Consider the following 13,813-nt stretch of genomic DNA (forward strand, 5'->3'; position numbering starts at 1 on the left):
CCGGAGTTTGGGTCCCTGCGCGGCGGGCGGCCCGGCGTCCGGCCTGGCGGGCGGCTCGGCGGGCGGCCTGGCGTCTTGCTCGGCGGGCGGCCCGGCGTCCGGCTCGGCGGGCGGCCCGGCGTCCGGCCTGGCGTCTTGCTCGGCGGGCGGCCCGGCGTCCGGCATACAACCCGACGTCCGGCATGACTCCGGCCTGACGTCCGGCGTGACTCCGGCCTGACGTCCGGCATGACTCCAGCCCGAGGTCCGGCACGATGCGTGGCGCGGCGTCCGGCGTGACGCCGCACCGAGCATCCGGCCAGACTCCGAGCGCAGCAGCCTGCGCGGCGCGCGACCCAGCATCCGGCGCGGCTCCGGCAGAGCATCCTGCGCAGCGCACGGCCAAGCATCCGACGCGGCTCGCGACCGGCATCCCGCGCGGCCGGCGGCCACGCGCCCAGCGCGGCACGGCACGGCACGGCCCAGCGCGGCACGGCGCAGCTCGGCGCGCTGGGCCGCGCATCCGACACGGCCCGCGGCTCAGCACCCGTCGCAGCCCACGCCCGCCCCACCTCCACGCCCCCACATCCACACCGCCCCGGCCCGTGGTCAAACCTCTGACGCGGCTCCTGTCACCCCTCCCCCGGCAAGAAACCCACGTTCGGGCTCTTCCAGCGCGCGCCCCCGTATCGCCCGTCACAGGGTGATCGCACAGGGTGCAGCCGGTGACCGGGTGGCTGCCGTGAGCGAAGGGCCCCTGCATGCAGACGATGCAGCCCACCACCCGCCGGATACGCTCGCGCCGCGTGACCGCCCTCGCCACGGTGACCCTTCTGACGCTGACGGTCAGCACCTCCGCCGGCACCGGTCACCTCCCGGTGGGCTCCACGACGGCGGGCTCCATCGCGCTGGCCCGCTCCACGGCGCTCGGCCCCTGCATGATCACCGGCGCGATGGGCGTACAGATGGGCGAGGGCATACCGACCCAACCCGGATACGCCCGCTCCACCGGCACCGTCCGAGCCCTCACCCTGATGGTCGACTTCTCCGACGCGCCCGGCCCGGGCAGCGCACTCGACCGGCTCGCCGAGTTCTTCCCGCAGACCCAGAACTGGTTTCGCACCAGTTCCTACGGCCGCCTCGACTACCGCCCCGAGACCCCCATCCAGCACTGGCTCCGCATGCCCAAGCCCTTCAAGGCGTACGGCATAGAACGCGGCGCCCCCTTCGACCCCGGCTACCGTGATCTGGTCCAGGACATAGTGGCCACGGCCGACCCCGAGGTGGACTTCCGCTCGTACGACCTCCTGAACGTGCTGGTGACGCCGAACGCCGGGCCCTCCGCCCTGGACACCGTCCTGTCCGTCACCTTCGCCGGCAACACCGAGGCACCCATAGCCGACGGCGTCCCCGTCTCCAACGCGTCCTTCGTCTACAGCCGCCAGGACGACGGCTCCGGCTCCTACGCCCAGACCGGCTACCGGGTACTCCCCCACGAGAACGGCCACACCTTCGGCCTGCCCGACCTCTACACCCCGGAGGGCGGAGGCGCGGTCGGCCACTGGGACATCATGAGCGAGGACTGGGGCGCCGACAACGACCTCCTCGGCTGGCACAAGTGGAAGCTGGGCTGGCTCGACGAGTCGCAGGTCAAATGCGCCGCGTCGCCCGGGACGACGGAGTACACCCTCACCCCGCTGTCCCGGCCCGGCGGCGAGAAGCTGGTCTTCGTACCCACCAGCACCAAGACGGGGTACGCCTTCGAACTGCGCACCCACGACGGCAACGACTCCGCCGTCTGCCGCCCCGGCATCCTCATCTACAAGGTCGACGCGGGCGTGGACACCGGAAACGGCCCCATCACCGTCTACGACTCCAAGCGCCACAGCGGCGGCTGCACCCGCAGCCCCAACGTCCACGCGGAACTCTCCGACGCCCCCTTCACTCCCGGCGAGTCCTTCAAGGACCCCAAGACCGGCATCACGATCGCGGTCACGGCGTCGGATCCGAACGGTGACTACCGGGTGTCCGTCACCCGCCGCTGACCGGCCGCTCCCCCGCCCCTCCCGGCCTCCGACCTGCTGACCTGGCCGTGCAAGGGCTACGGTGTCTGTTCTGAGTCTCTTCGGAGATCCGCGACTGCGTCTCTTCAGAGATCCGCATCGGAGAGCCCATGCCATCGAACCTCGCACCGGCCCCCGGGACCGGCACCAGCAGCGCCGCAGGCGCCGAGGCCGCGGTGCCCGCCGAGGCCGTCACCCCCCTCATCCGCGGTATCGCCGTACTGCGGCGGCTGACCGACGCCGACGGAGTGTCCAGCCTCAGCGGTCTGGAGCGGTCCACCGGGCTCGCGCGCTCCACCGTCGACCGGATCACCGCGACCCTGGCGCGCCGGGGGTACGTACGCCTCGACGGCCGCGACGCCGTCCTGGCCCCCCGTCTGATGGAACTCGGCAACGCCTACCTGGCCGCCCTGCGCCTGCCCCGCCTCCTCGACGCGCACGCCGACGCCCTCGCCGACGAGCTCGACGAGTCCGTCTCACTGGCGGTCGGCGACCAGGACGGCATCCGCTTCATCCACCAGGCGACCCGGCGCCGCGCCATGTCGCTGAGCTTCCGCATCGGCGACCTGCTGCCCGCCGAACGCACCGCGCCCGGCCCGCTGTTCGCCACCGAGTGGGGCGATCGGGAGTGGGCGCGGTGGCGCGAGCGGCGCGCGGCCGACCCGGAGGACCGGGGATTTCCGGCGGTCCCGGCGCGGAGCCGGCCGATCGAGTACGGCGAGGACGACCGAAACGACGAGAAGGACCGGACCGGCGCGCACCGCACGAGCCGCACGAACGGCAAAGACCTCACCGATGCCAAAGACCTGACCGTCACCAAGGACCTCACCGTCGGCAAGGACCTCACCGTCGGCCGAAGCCTCGCGGCGGACAGGCCGGAGGAGCCGGGCGCCGGCCGAAGCACACGCCGGCTTCCCACCCTCGGCGACGACTTCGAGCAGCGTACGGCCGAGGCGCGGGAGGCCGGCTGGGCGCTGGACGACCAGTTGATCGAACCGGGCCTGGTCGCCCTCTCCATGCCCGTACGGGAGTCGGGCCGCATCGCCTGTGTGGTGAGCGTGGTCAGCCACACCAGCCGGCACACCGCGGCCGATCTGCGCGACACCCTGCTGCCCCGGCTACGGGACGCCGTCATCGCGATGGAACGGGAACTGCGGGAGGCACAGCACGCCGAATCCGCCGCGCCGCGCACCACCCCCGCCGCCCCCTCCGGCCTCGCCGTCTGGACCGGCGCCTCCAAGCAGGAACTGGGCCGGGAGTTCATCGAGTCGCTGGCCCGGGGCCTCACCGTCATCACCGCCTTCGGCGAGGGCCGCGCCGAACTGAACCTCACCGAGGTCGCCCAGGCCACCGGACTCGCCCGGGCGACCGCCCGCCGCGCCCTGATCACCCTGGAACACCTCGGATACGTCACCGCGCACGACCGGGTCTTCCGCCTCACCCCCCGCGTGCTGGGCCTCGGCTTCCCTCCCCTGTCACGGACCTCGCTCGCCGAGATCGCCGCCCCGCACCTCACCGAACTCTCGCAGCGGCTGCACGACTCGGTGTCGCTGGCGGTCCTGACCGGCGACGAGATCCGGTACACGGGCCGCGTCTCCACCAGCCGCGTCATGAGCGTCCACATCACCATCGGCACCCGTCTGCCCGCGTACCCCACCGCGCTGGGCCGGGCGATGCTGGCGGACCTGCCCGAGCCCCCGCTCACCGAACTGCTCCCGTTGACCCCCCGCACGATCACGGACCCCGATCAGCTGAAAGCCGTCCTGGACCGCGTACGGGAAGAGGGATACGCCCTGGTCGACGAGGAGTTGGAGGTGGGGCTGCGCTCGGTCGCGGTGCCGGTGCGCGAGCGCGGTGGTCGGGTCGTGGCCGCCGTCAATGTCGCGATGCACAGCAGCCGCCGTACGCCCGAGGAGTGCGTCGCCGAGGTGCTGCCGGAGTTGCGGGTCACGGTGGGACGGATCCAGGAGGACCTGTGGGTGGCGGGACGGTTCCGCCGGGTACCGCGGACGTGACGCGTCGGCGCGTACCCCTTCTGTCGACCGTTTGAGCACGTGAACGCCCGTGTCCGGGCCACGGCAACGTGGTCCGGACACGGGCGGAGCAGATGTGGGGGTGCCCCCTGGCCGTCCCTGGCCGCCCTGGACGTCAGTGGCTGACCTCCGCGCCCCCGGCCGGCACGACCTCCGACACCCCCTGGCCCCACACACCCTCGTCCGCCGCACCCTCCTGCGACGCGGCCTCGGTCGCACCCTGGTCCGAGGCCGAGGCTCCGGCGGGCCTGCCGTCGCGCATCAGGAAGACGGCGAGGACGGCCGCGACCAGGACTCCCGCCCCGCCCGCCAGGAAGCTTGCCGACATCGCGCTGGTGAAGGCGTCGTGGGTGGAGGCGAGCAGGGAAGTGTCGCCGGTGCGGGCGGTGACGGCGAGGGCGTCGCCGATCGAGTGGCGGGCGGCGGCCGGGGCGGTGGCGGGCATGTGGCCGGTGAAGGTGCTGGAGAGGACCGCGCCGAGGACGGCGACACCGAGCGCGGCGCCGGCCTGCTGGACGGTGTCGTTGAGCGCTGAGCCCACACCGGCGTGCTCGTCCGGGATCGCACCCATCATGGCCGCCATCGCCGCGGGCATCGTCAGCCCGCCGCCGGCGCCCATGAGGCACATGGCACCGGCGAGCACTCCCCACCCGCTGTCCGGGTTCAGCGTGGACAGCAGCCCGAACCCGGAGGCGATGACGAGGAGTCCGAAGACCACCATGGCGCGATTGCCGGTCTTCGGCAGCAGAGCGGCGCCGACGCTGTTGAAGGCGAGGGTCGCGAGGGCCAGCGGGGTGAAGGCGAGACCGGTCTGGGTGGCGGAGTAGCCGAGGACGAACTGCAGGTACTGGGTCAGCACCAGCATCAGGCCGCCCTGGGCCAGGGTCAGCAGCACGAGGGAGAAGCTGGCGCCGGTGAAGACACGGTTGCGGTAGAGCGAGACCGGGATCATCGGCGAGGAGCAGCGGCTCTCCCACACCCCGAACCCGACCAGCCCGAGCACGGCGACGCCGAGCGAAAGCTGCGTGCCCTGCTGACCCAGCCCGCCCTTGGGGAACTCGATGATCGTCCAGATGAGCGCGGTCATGCCGACCATCGACAGCAGCATGCCGATGGGGTCGGCCTTGCGCCAGGGCCCCTTGGACTCGGGCATGAGGACCAGCGCGGCGATGATCGCGAGACCGGCGATGGGGATGTTGAGGAGGAAGACGACCCCCCACCAGAAGTGGGCCAGCAGCGCGCCGCCGACGACCGGACCACCGACGAGCCCGACCATGGCGACGGCGCTCCAGGCGGCGATGGCCTTGGGCCGCTCGGCGTCGTCGAAGACGGTGATCAGGATCGACAGCGTGCTGGGCATGATCAGCGCACCCCCGACGCCCATCAGCACGCGCCCCAGGATCAGCGCCCCGGGCGTGGCGGCCTCCATGGCCACCACCGAGGCCGCCCCGAAGAGCGCGAGCCCGACGACCATCACCTTCCGCCGCCCGAACTTGTCGGAGAGGCTGCCCGCGGTCAGCAGCAGCCCGGCGAAGACCAGCATGTACGAGTCGAGGATCCACTGGAGGTCCTGGGCGCTGGCCTTCAGGTCCTCGGCGATCGTCGGGATCGCCACGGTGAGAACCATGTTGTCGACAACCAGCACCAGGGTGCTGAGGCACAACACGATCAGGATGAGCCAGCGACGCGGATGACGGTCCATCTCACTACCTCTCGAACGGCGGGCTGAGTCGCACACACCGTGCGCTCTGTGGAACACCGTACGGGGTTGCGCACACTGTACGCAAGAGAGAACGCCGTACGAATCCATGGCCGCCCGTACGCACCCTGCGCATGCTGTGCGCTACGGTGGCCGGACCGGGAGAGAGGAAGCCGCATGTCCCCCCAGGAGCAGGCAGAAGCCGGGCCGCCGACGCCCGTCCAGTCGGTGTGGACCCGCCCCCGGGCCGGTCGCGAACAGCCGGCGCTGAGCCGGGACCAGATCGTGGCCGAGGCGCTACGCCTGCTCGACTCCGACGGCATCGACGCCCTGAGCATGCGCAAACTCGGCACCCGCCTCGGCGCCGGAGCCACCTCGCTCTACCGGCACGTGGCCAACAAGGACGAGCTCATCGAGCTGGCCATCGACGAGATCTACGGCGAAATCGAGATCCCCCGGTCCACCGACCCCGCGACCTGGCGCACGGACGCGACCCACTGCGCGCAGAGCCTGCGCGCGACGATGCTGCGCCACCCGTGGATCGCCTCGGTCCTCGGCGAGATGGGCATGTCGTACCTCGGCCCGAACGCGATGCGCCTGGCCGAGTTCCTGCTCGCCCTCTTCACCCGCGCGGGCCTGCCCACCACCGAGGCCGACCAGGCCGCCTCGACCCTCGTCGCCTACGTCACCGGCATGGCCACCAGCGAGGCCGCCTACCTCAACGTCCTCGCCCGCAGCGGCCACACCGAACAGCAGTACGTGGAAAGCCTCTGGCCCACCGCCGAACAGGCCGCCGAGTCCTACCCCCACCTCCGCGAGGGCTACGCCGAACAACGCGGCAAGGATCCCCGCACCGCCCGCGACGAGAACTTCCAGTACGGCCTCGACCGCGTCCTGGACGGCCTGGAAACCCGAACCACCCACTGACCGAACGCCAGAACCCCCACCCCACCGAATCCGCTACGCTAGTCGCCGGGTCTCACCGAGATCCCCCCGCCTTCGTAGCTCAGGGGATAGAGCACCGCTCTCCTAAAGCGGGTGTCGCAGGTTCGAATCCTGCCGGGGGCACCAGTTCAAAGGGCCCCCTGCTCCCAAATTTGGGAGCAGGGGGCCCTTTGACATCCACGTCTGACATCAACGGGGACGAGACGGAGCGCATCCGGCATGACGAGAGATGAGGCCCTCGACCGGTTGAGGCAGCTTGCACGGGCTCAGGCACTCGGACGTCACGTCGGCTCGGACCGCCTGATCCAAGCTGGCCTTGACGCTCTCCTGGCCGATGTCGATTCCCCGTCGCTTGCCCTCCTGGCCGGTCTAGGCCGCCGTGAGGAGCATGAGGCACGGGAGCTGTTCGACCACGTCGTCGACGAGCTGGGGTTGGGTTTCGAGGCGCCCGCGGACCCGATCGCTGCCAGGTGGGCGTTGGCTCACTGGTTGGCCGCTCAGATCGTCGACGGCTCCTTGGACCCGGCGACCGGTGCCGACCTCATATGGGTCGAAGCAGCGTCAGAACTCGGCTACCCCGACGCCCTGCAGCCGATCGTCGAGTGCGCCATCCATCTGGACGACTGGAACGCCGATTGGAGCACTCCGCTGGAGCAGCTCAAGGGAGAGGTCATTGTCGCCGCCCGTGCGCTTGTTGAACGCGGAAAGTACGAGTCCGATCTCTGAAAGGCCACGGAGCCCCAGGACTGCCATGGTCCCGGGGCTTCGCGTCTTGTGACGGGGGACAACGGAGGGCGGTCAGCCCGAATCAGGACGCCTCTTCAATAGCCGGTCCATGTGGCTCATGGCTTCGCGCTGGGTGTCTTGGACGACGTGGGTGTAGACGTCCATGGTGATGCTGATCTGGGAGTGGCCCAGGATCTCCATCACGACGCGAGGTGCGACCCCGGCAGCGGTGAGGAGGGTGGCCGTCCCATGGCGGGCGTCGTGCAGCCTGATCACGCGGAGGTCGGCGGACTCGGCGACGCGGGTGAAGGAGCGGTAGAGGTTGCGCGGCTCGATGGGGCGCCCGGTACGGGTGGCGAAGACGTAGCCGGAGTCCTGCCACTTCTCCCCCGCCTTGCCGCGAGTCGCAGCCTGCCTCAGGCGGTGCCAGCGCAGGGGCGCGATGCAGAGGGCGGGCAGCGGGACGGCGCGGCGACGGCGGCTCTTGGGGTCGTCGTCGTACAGGACACCACGGCGGCGCTGGACCTGGTGACGGACGTAGAGGACGCGGTTGTCGAGGTCGACGTCCGACCAACGGAGGCCGACGATCTCTCCCCGGCGCAGGCCCATGGCGATGGCGAGGACGAAGGCCGCGTAGAGCGGGTCCTTCCGGGACACGGCGAGGAAGTCGAGCGTCTCGTCGAGGGTCCACGGGTGCAGCTCGGGCGTGTCCGCGCGGGGCGGCTCGACGAGCTTGGCGACGTTGCGCGTGATCAGTTCCTCCCGGCAGGCGGAGGACAGGGCCGAGCGCAGTACTCGGTGCGATTCCTTGGCGGTCGCGGCGGTGGTCTCCTTCTCCAGGCGGACGAGGAAGCGGCGGACGTCGGCGACGCCGAGGGATTCGAGACGCTTGGCACCGAGGAGGGGCACCAGGTAGAGCCGCACGTGTGCCTCGTACTTGTCGAAGGTGCTGAGCTTCCGTCGGGGCTTGATGACGTTGTCCAGCCAGTACGGCAGCCACTCGGAGAGCTTGGCGGACTTGGTGGGCACGGGCACGCCCTGGTCCACCTTGTCGAGCAGCTCGCGCCGCTTGGCGTCGCACTCGGCCCACGTCTTGCCGTAGGCGAACTTGCGAGCGCGGGTGCCGTCCGGCTGGAGCACGTAGACCGCGCACTGGAAGCGGCCGTCCTTGCGCTTGGTGATGGTGCCAGCGCCGTTCGGGTTGCGCTTGCGCTGGATGGCCATCAGGCTGCTTCCTCCAACTGACCGAGGACGAAGTCCCGGACTGCGTCAGCCGGGATCCGGCGGGCGCCGTCGATCTTGATCGAGACGAGGCGGTGCGACCGGATGAGGTCGTAAACCTTGGAGCGTCCGAGCTTGAGCCGTGCCATGACCTCCGGCACGGTGAGGAGTTCGGCGGTGGCGGTGGTCATGCTGCGGCTTCCCCCTCGGTGAGCTTGTCGCGCAGGGCCTCGCGGGCGGTCTCGCGGTTGGTCTGGAGGTCGCGGGCGATGGTGGCGGCGAGAGCGGCTTCGCCGGGGGTGTGGCCGTGTCCGGCGTACTGCCAGTCGGTCAGGACGAGGACGCTGTCCGGCTCCCGGTCGTCTAGGCCGAGGGCGGAGGCCTCTTGGGCGGCGCGGTAATCGGCGCGTTCCTGTCGGAGGGCCCCGAGAGTGGTCGAGTAGGTGCGCGACTTGGACGAGAAGTGGCCGCGGAATCCGAGCATGTGCGCCCAGGCCCAGAGGCGCCGGTCCGGGTAGAGCGCGTCAAGGTCGCGGCACGCGGTGATGAGGCGGCGAGTGTGATCGGGCACGTGATGGCGGTCGAGTTCGGCGAGTTCGCCGATGCGGCGGTCCAGGGTGCCGGTGTTCTCGGCGGCCTTGGTGGCGTACTTGGCCACGTAGGAGGCAACGGCCTGTTCGGTGATGTCGGAGCCGTCACCGAAGGCTTTGACCGGGCGGACGTCGAGCTGTCGGCCCCAGCGGAATGTTCGGGCTGGTTGGTCAGCGGCGGCCGGGACGGAGACGGACGTGTACGAGTGCGCGGCGGCGGCGCGTATCGCGTCGGTGAGGAGGTCGACCGTGGCCCAGGCGGGCGGCGGTGTGCCGGGTCCCTCCGGGCCGTCGAGGCGTACGACTGCGTGGAAGTGGAGGGCACCGCGCTTTTGGAATTCGGCGACTTTGCCGTAGGAGACGCGGAGGTGGTCGGCGAGTTCGCGGCGGGGCAGACCGGCGCGGGCGGCGAGTTCGCGGCGCAGGCGGGTGGTGAAGCGCTGCCAGAGCTGTCCGGCGTGGTTGTTGAAGAGGACGGCGCCCGCGTAGTCGTAGGTGTTCGGGTCGAGAGCAGTGCCTAGCTCGGAGGCGTCGGGGGTGTGTGGCGTGCCGCAGCGGCAGGCGGCGCCGTGGTCGGGACGGTTGTGGACCGGACCGAAGGAGGGGGCGGTCAGGGTGGTGAAGACGCGCGGGTGGTCCCGGACGGCGGCGGGGATGTCTCGGCGATCGTCACCGGCCAGGCCCACGCGGATGAGGTGGTAGGTATCGCCCGCGTACGTCCAGGCGCAGGAGGGGCAGCGGGAGGCTCGACGGTTGCCGCAGGCGAGGCGGAGGCGTCCGCCCGGTTCGTTCGCGGTGGAGTAGTGGTGCAGGGTCTCGCCGGTGGTCTTGTCCTTGGTGAGGGTCCAGCCGGTGAGGTGGATGGGGTCGGAGCAGCCGCCGGTGCGGCGGATCTGGTCTTCCCAGCGGGTGTAGTCGGAGGCCGAGGCCACTCGGAGGATGTCTCCGAGGGTGGTCGGGTCGAGCGGTCGGGCGGGCGTGGGTGTCTTCTGTGTCGCGCGTGAGGCCCGGTGGGCCATGCTGGGGGTTCCTTCCGGTTGCTAGATCGATCGGTGGGGACGGCTCCCGGGCGGCGGATGCTTGGCGGTATCGAGGCCGCCCGGGGCCGGTCAGCGACGCTTGCCCTCGGAGGCGAGCAGGGAGCGCAGGACGACCGCGCAGACGGCGACCGAGGCGCCGGTGATGGCGACCGCCAGGAGCAGCGAGACCAGGACGGCGCCGAGGACCAAGACGACGGCCGTGCCACCGCCGACGAGGGCGAGGGCGGTGCCGGGGGTGAGCTGGACGGCCGGGCGGGACGGCGCGGGGGCGACGGGCGCCGTCGACAGGACCGGGGCGCCGGGGGTGATGGTGGTCGGCTGGATGACGGCGGGCGGGTTGGTCAGGCCGGTGGGCTGGGGCATGGTCGGAACCTTGGGCCGGAACATGGGTGGTTCTCCTTTCGCGGCGGGTTACTTGACGGCGGTGTCGATGACGGGGGCGAAGACGCTGTCGGCAAGGAGGTAGCCGCCGAGGAGGAGCACGCAGATCAGCCACCAGGGCGGGCGGATGAGCTTGACGCCGAGGTAGCCGACGGCCAGCAGGGCGAACCAGAGCGGGACGTCCATGAGCGGTGTCTCCTAGCGGACGGTGCAGCGGTGGGTGCGGGCGGCGAGCTGGGCAGCGGTCTGGCTGGAGTAGTCGGCGGACCAGCCGCAGCGGTCGGCGGTGCAGACGGCCGCGTGTGTGGTGCGGCCGTGGCGGTCGCGGTGGGTGCCGATCTGCACGGGGCCGATCCGCATCAGGGAGTGGAAGTTGTCGCGGGCGGGCATCGCGGGTGTCTCCTTCCTGGTCAGGCGAGGTGGGCGGCGATGGCGTCGGCGAGGTGAGGCGGGACGCCGAGGCGGGAGCGGAGTGTGTCGGGGTCGATCGGAGAGCCGGTGCGGGCGCGGTACTCGTCGGCGACCTTGCGGGCGTGGTCGACGAGGACGGCGGGGACCGGGGGCACCGGTGCCGCAGAGGCCGAGGCTTCCGGCGCGGGGGCCGCGTCGGGCCCGGGCACGGCTTCCCGTACGGGCTGCTCGGCGTCCGACGTGTCTGCGACAGGTGCCGGCGGAACCGGCTCCGCAGCGGACGCGTGGGCAAGGAGGGTGCCGCCGAGGAAGGCGAGTGCGGGCCATCCCGCGATGCCGAGGCGGAGCAGGGCCGGCGGGTCGGTTAGGTCGAGGAACCCGGCGGTGGCGATGTTGGCACCGAGTGAGGCGAACAGCGCGACGACGAACCAGCACCAGGCCAGCCGGGACGGCCCCTCACTGCGCAGCCGCCGCCACGCCGCGACCATGAGCAGGTCGACACTGACCGGGTAAGCCCACGCCTTCCACCCGTTCTGTCCGGCAGCGGCGGCCAGGTCGTGCAGGTGGGCGAAGGACAGGGCACCGGCGATCCCGGCCTGAATCAGCACCGCGTCGACCCGGAGACCGTGACGGGCGCCCATCAGGCGTCGCCCGGGTAGGCGGGGCCGCCATCGGGGTCGTAGTCGTCCGGGAACATGCCGGGCGGCGGCTCGGGCAGCGAGGCGGCGAGGGACGGGCTGATGGCGTCCACGAAGTCGAGGTCGGCGACGGCCGTGTCGGCGTAGAGCGCGAGTTGGCCGAGCAGGAGCACGGTCCGGGCGAAGTCCTCGCAGTCCGGGCACATGGCGGGTCTCCCTTCATCAGGCATGGCGGGGGTAGGGACTTGGCGCGGAGGCGGTCGCGCCGACCGATGGGGGCCAGCGGGAGATCAGGCGGTGGCCGAGGACGCCTTGACCAGCTGCACGGGAGCGGTGTCGTAGCCGGGGAGGTTGGGCCGGAAGGCGGCCAGCTCAGACAGTTCCGGCGTCCGATCGGCGTACCGGTTGCAGATGTTCACGGCCTGGCGCAGCGAGGTGTGCGGGGCACGGATGCGGTGCCACCCGCCGGAAGAGTCGCCCGCGATGGCGAGCCCCCGCATCTCGGCCGGGATCTGGATGGCGGCGAGGACGGCGTCCGGGGACACGTCACCGAATGCCATGTTGGCGGATGTCTCGTCGTTGACGCGGTGGGCGGTACGGCCGGTGAGCTGGGCGCGGAGCATGGTGATGCCCTTGCCGAGTTCGGAGCCGAAGCGCTGTCCGCAGATTTCGAGGTAGATGCCGGCCGCGCGGCCGAGCTGGGCGAGGCGGACCAGGTCGGTGATGATGCGGTCCCGGCGCTTCTCCTCCTCCTTGTTGGCGTACAGGGCGAGTTCGGCGACCTCGTCGACCAGGACGACGACCGGGGTCGGACGCAGTCCGTCGGGCAGGTCCCAGATGTCGGCGGCGATCTCCGCGTCCGGCACGTCGGCGGTGATGCGCTGCTGGGACCTGATGAGCCGATAGACGTCTCCCATACGGGCCACAAGCGCGTCGAGCACTTCGGCTGCGGTGTCGGGGTCGTCGGCCAGCGCGGAGAACCGGCGGGCCAGCGGGAACAGCTCGACTCCCTGCTTGCAGTCGATGCCGACGAGGGCGACATCCATCGGGGCGAGTCCGGCGACCAGGTTGCGTTGGTAGACAGACTTACCGGACTCCGTGGCCCCGAGGGTGAGGGCGTGGGGTATCGCCCGGTAGTCGCGGTAGTGCACCGAGCCGTCCTCCCGCAGGGCGACGGGTACCCGCATGGGCCGGGCGTCAGTCACCGCGGGCATCTGCACCCGCTTGAGCACGTCGTAGCCGGTCATCCGCACCTCGACGACACCGGAGCGCAGTTCACGCGAGGTCACGCCGTACATCGAGAACGAATGCCGGAGCCGGTCCGAGGCGGCGGCGATGTCGAAGGCGTCCTGCCCGGGGCGGAGCTTGAGCCGCAGGACCAGACCGGTACGAGTCGGCCGCAGCCGCAGAATGCGCGGCGGACGCGGCTCCGGTATCGGCCGGTTGGTGGCACGGGCCAGGGCGAGCCGCCACCGAGCGGGCGGGACGGTCAGCCCGCACGCGTCCATGACCGAGCCGTACCGGACCAGGACCCGCACCACGGCCAGCGTGACCCCGAAGGTCAACCAGTACCAGGCGGGGCGCCGCCACCGCAGGAGACCCACGGCGGCGACGACCAGCACCAGAACGACCGCGAACCCGGTCACGATCAGGCCGCCTTGGACCCTGCGGAGGCACCGACGAGCGAGGTGACCGCGACAGCGCGGAACGCGATGCCGTGCCGCCTCTGGCCGTTGAAGTCGTTCTCCCACGGGCGGGCGATCAGGCCGGTGAGCGCGACGGGCGTACCCATGGCCAGCTCACCGGAGATGCCCGGCTCCGGAACGGTGATGGACAGGATCTCCACCTCCTCGTTCGCCGCGAACATCACGTCCACCGTCATCAGCCTCGCCCCGGTCTCGACGTCGGTGGCGATCTCACCGGTACGACGGTCACGCACCTTGACCTGCGGGGACTTGGCGACCATCACAACCGCGCCGGAGGTGTCGACAGGAATCTGACGCACAGCAGTCACTCCTCTATAGATGCTGAACTCCGTCACTCATGTATATGAGTGACATGAAGAAGAGTGCCTCACTCCTGTACAT

At 71.1% G+C, this 13,813-nt stretch carries 15 protein-coding genes and 1 tRNA gene; 5 read left to right on the forward strand and 11 right to left on the reverse strand.

Features of this window, described 5'->3' with window-relative positions:
- The first annotated feature begins 749 nt into the window (after nt 1-749).
- Both ACZ7M2_RS18980 and ACZ7M2_RS18985 read left to right on the forward strand, forming a co-directional pair.
- Nucleotides 750-2,024: a M6 family metalloprotease domain-containing protein gene (locus tag ACZ7M2_RS18980; protein ID WP_471596527.1), complete on the forward strand. Its 1,275-nt coding sequence runs from the start codon at nt 750-752 to the stop codon at nt 2,022-2,024.
- Between the two features lie 128 nt (nt 2,025-2,152).
- Nucleotides 2,153-4,057: an IclR family transcriptional regulator domain-containing protein gene (locus ACZ7M2_RS18985; protein WP_471596221.1), complete on the forward strand. Its 1,905-nt coding sequence runs from the start codon at nt 2,153-2,155 to the stop codon at nt 4,055-4,057.
- 133 nt (nt 4,058-4,190) lie between these two features.
- Here ACZ7M2_RS18985 and ACZ7M2_RS18990 read toward each other — a convergent pair whose 3' ends face one another.
- Complete coding sequence (locus ACZ7M2_RS18990) at nt 4,191-5,777, reverse strand: MFS transporter (protein ID WP_471596222.1); 1,587 nt, start codon at nt 5,775-5,777, stop codon at nt 4,191-4,193.
- A 174-nt stretch (nt 5,778-5,951) separates the two neighbouring features.
- Between ACZ7M2_RS18990 and ACZ7M2_RS18995 the strand changes: the two genes are divergently transcribed.
- From ACZ7M2_RS18995 to ACZ7M2_RS19005, 3 genes are all read left to right on the forward strand, one after another.
- On the forward strand, nt 5,952-6,701 hold the full coding sequence (locus ACZ7M2_RS18995; protein ID WP_190171839.1) for a TetR/AcrR family transcriptional regulator: 750 nt from the start codon (nt 5,952-5,954) through the stop codon (nt 6,699-6,701).
- Nucleotides 6,702-6,769: 68 nt separating this feature from the next.
- Nucleotides 6,770-6,845, forward strand: a tRNA-Arg gene (locus ACZ7M2_RS19000).
- A gap of 93 nt (nt 6,846-6,938) precedes the next feature.
- A complete protein-coding gene (locus tag ACZ7M2_RS19005) occupies nt 6,939-7,445 on the forward strand; it encodes a hypothetical protein (protein ID WP_471596223.1) in 507 nt (168 codons plus the stop codon).
- 72 nt (nt 7,446-7,517) lie between these two features.
- On the opposite strand, the gene ACZ7M2_RS19010 is transcribed toward ACZ7M2_RS19005, so the two are convergent.
- From ACZ7M2_RS19010 to ACZ7M2_RS19055, 10 genes are all read right to left on the reverse strand, one after another.
- Entirely contained in the window at nt 7,518-8,669 is a 1,152-nt protein-coding gene (locus ACZ7M2_RS19010) for a tyrosine-type recombinase/integrase (RefSeq protein ID WP_471596224.1), read from the reverse strand.
- The gene (locus tag ACZ7M2_RS19015; protein ID WP_263209762.1) at nt 8,669-8,857 is read right to left on the reverse strand and encodes a helix-turn-helix domain-containing protein; all 189 of its coding nucleotides are present in this window, start codon (nt 8,855-8,857) and stop codon (nt 8,669-8,671) included. The genes ACZ7M2_RS19010 and ACZ7M2_RS19015 overlap by 1 nt, the downstream gene beginning before the upstream one ends.
- Nucleotides 8,854-10,275 (reverse strand): replication initiator protein RepSA, encoded by a 1,422-nt coding sequence (gene repSA, locus ACZ7M2_RS19020; RefSeq protein ID WP_471596225.1) that lies wholly within the window; start codon nt 10,273-10,275, stop codon nt 8,854-8,856. Before repSA ends, ACZ7M2_RS19015 begins: the two co-directional genes overlap by 4 nt.
- Before the next feature lie 90 nt (nt 10,276-10,365).
- Nucleotides 10,366-10,683: a SpdD-like protein gene (locus ACZ7M2_RS19025; RefSeq protein WP_471596226.1), complete on the reverse strand. Its 318-nt coding sequence runs from the start codon at nt 10,681-10,683 to the stop codon at nt 10,366-10,368.
- A gap of 24 nt (nt 10,684-10,707) precedes the next feature.
- Nucleotides 10,708-10,863, reverse strand: coding sequence for a hypothetical protein (locus ACZ7M2_RS19030; protein WP_388406704.1), 156 nt, complete (start codon nt 10,861-10,863; stop codon nt 10,708-10,710).
- A gap of 12 nt (nt 10,864-10,875) precedes the next feature.
- Complete coding sequence (locus tag ACZ7M2_RS19035) at nt 10,876-11,067, reverse strand: mobile element transfer protein (RefSeq protein WP_471596227.1); 192 nt, start codon at nt 11,065-11,067, stop codon at nt 10,876-10,878.
- A 20-nt stretch (nt 11,068-11,087) separates the two neighbouring features.
- Nucleotides 11,088-11,729 (reverse strand): DUF2637 domain-containing protein, encoded by a 642-nt coding sequence (locus ACZ7M2_RS19040; protein ID WP_471596228.1) that lies wholly within the window; start codon nt 11,727-11,729, stop codon nt 11,088-11,090.
- Entirely contained in the window at nt 11,729-11,932 is a 204-nt protein-coding gene (locus ACZ7M2_RS19045; RefSeq protein WP_471596229.1) for a hypothetical protein, read from the reverse strand. Before ACZ7M2_RS19045 ends, ACZ7M2_RS19040 begins: the two co-directional genes overlap by 1 nt.
- Before the next feature lie 84 nt (nt 11,933-12,016).
- Nucleotides 12,017-13,372: an FtsK/SpoIIIE domain-containing protein gene (locus ACZ7M2_RS19050; protein WP_471596230.1), complete on the reverse strand. Its 1,356-nt coding sequence runs from the start codon at nt 13,370-13,372 to the stop codon at nt 12,017-12,019.
- Nucleotides 13,373-13,374: 2 nt separating this feature from the next.
- Nucleotides 13,375-13,731: an SCO3933 family regulatory protein gene (locus ACZ7M2_RS19055; protein WP_471596231.1), complete on the reverse strand. Its 357-nt coding sequence runs from the start codon at nt 13,729-13,731 to the stop codon at nt 13,375-13,377.
- Nucleotides 13,732-13,813 lie beyond the last annotated feature (82 nt).

The organism is Streptomyces sp. NPDC111507 (genome assembly GCF_055638955.1).

Excerpts from the sequence above, each read along its gene's own strand:
- ACZ7M2_RS18980 (WP_471596527.1), top strand. The coding sequence starts at position 750 with ATGCAGCCCACCACCCGCCGGATACGCTCGCGCCGCGTGACCGCCCTC.
- ACZ7M2_RS18985 (WP_471596221.1), top strand. The coding sequence starts at position 2,153 with ATGCCATCGAACCTCGCACCGGCCCCCGGGACCGGCACCAGCAGCGCC.
- ACZ7M2_RS18990 (WP_471596222.1), bottom strand. The coding sequence starts at position 5,777 with ATGGACCGTCATCCGCGTCGCTGGCTCATCCTGATCGTGTTGTGCCTC.
- ACZ7M2_RS18995 (WP_190171839.1), top strand. The coding sequence starts at position 5,952 with ATGTCCCCCCAGGAGCAGGCAGAAGCCGGGCCGCCGACGCCCGTCCAG.
- ACZ7M2_RS19005 (WP_471596223.1), top strand. The coding sequence starts at position 6,939 with ATGACGAGAGATGAGGCCCTCGACCGGTTGAGGCAGCTTGCACGGGCT.
- ACZ7M2_RS19010 (WP_471596224.1), bottom strand. The coding sequence starts at position 8,669 with ATGGCCATCCAGCGCAAGCGCAACCCGAACGGCGCTGGCACCATCACC.
- ACZ7M2_RS19015 (WP_263209762.1), bottom strand. The coding sequence starts at position 8,857 with ATGACCACCGCCACCGCCGAACTCCTCACCGTGCCGGAGGTCATGGCA.
- repSA (WP_471596225.1), bottom strand. The coding sequence starts at position 10,275 with ATGGCCCACCGGGCCTCACGCGCGACACAGAAGACACCCACGCCCGCC.
- ACZ7M2_RS19025 (WP_471596226.1), bottom strand. The coding sequence starts at position 10,683 with ATGTTCCGGCCCAAGGTTCCGACCATGCCCCAGCCCACCGGCCTGACC.
- ACZ7M2_RS19030 (WP_388406704.1), bottom strand. The coding sequence starts at position 10,863 with ATGGACGTCCCGCTCTGGTTCGCCCTGCTGGCCGTCGGCTACCTCGGC.
- ACZ7M2_RS19035 (WP_471596227.1), bottom strand. The coding sequence starts at position 11,067 with ATGCCCGCCCGCGACAACTTCCACTCCCTGATGCGGATCGGCCCCGTG.
- ACZ7M2_RS19040 (WP_471596228.1), bottom strand. The coding sequence starts at position 11,729 with ATGGGCGCCCGTCACGGTCTCCGGGTCGACGCGGTGCTGATTCAGGCC.
- ACZ7M2_RS19045 (WP_471596229.1), bottom strand. The coding sequence starts at position 11,932 with ATGTGCCCGGACTGCGAGGACTTCGCCCGGACCGTGCTCCTGCTCGGC.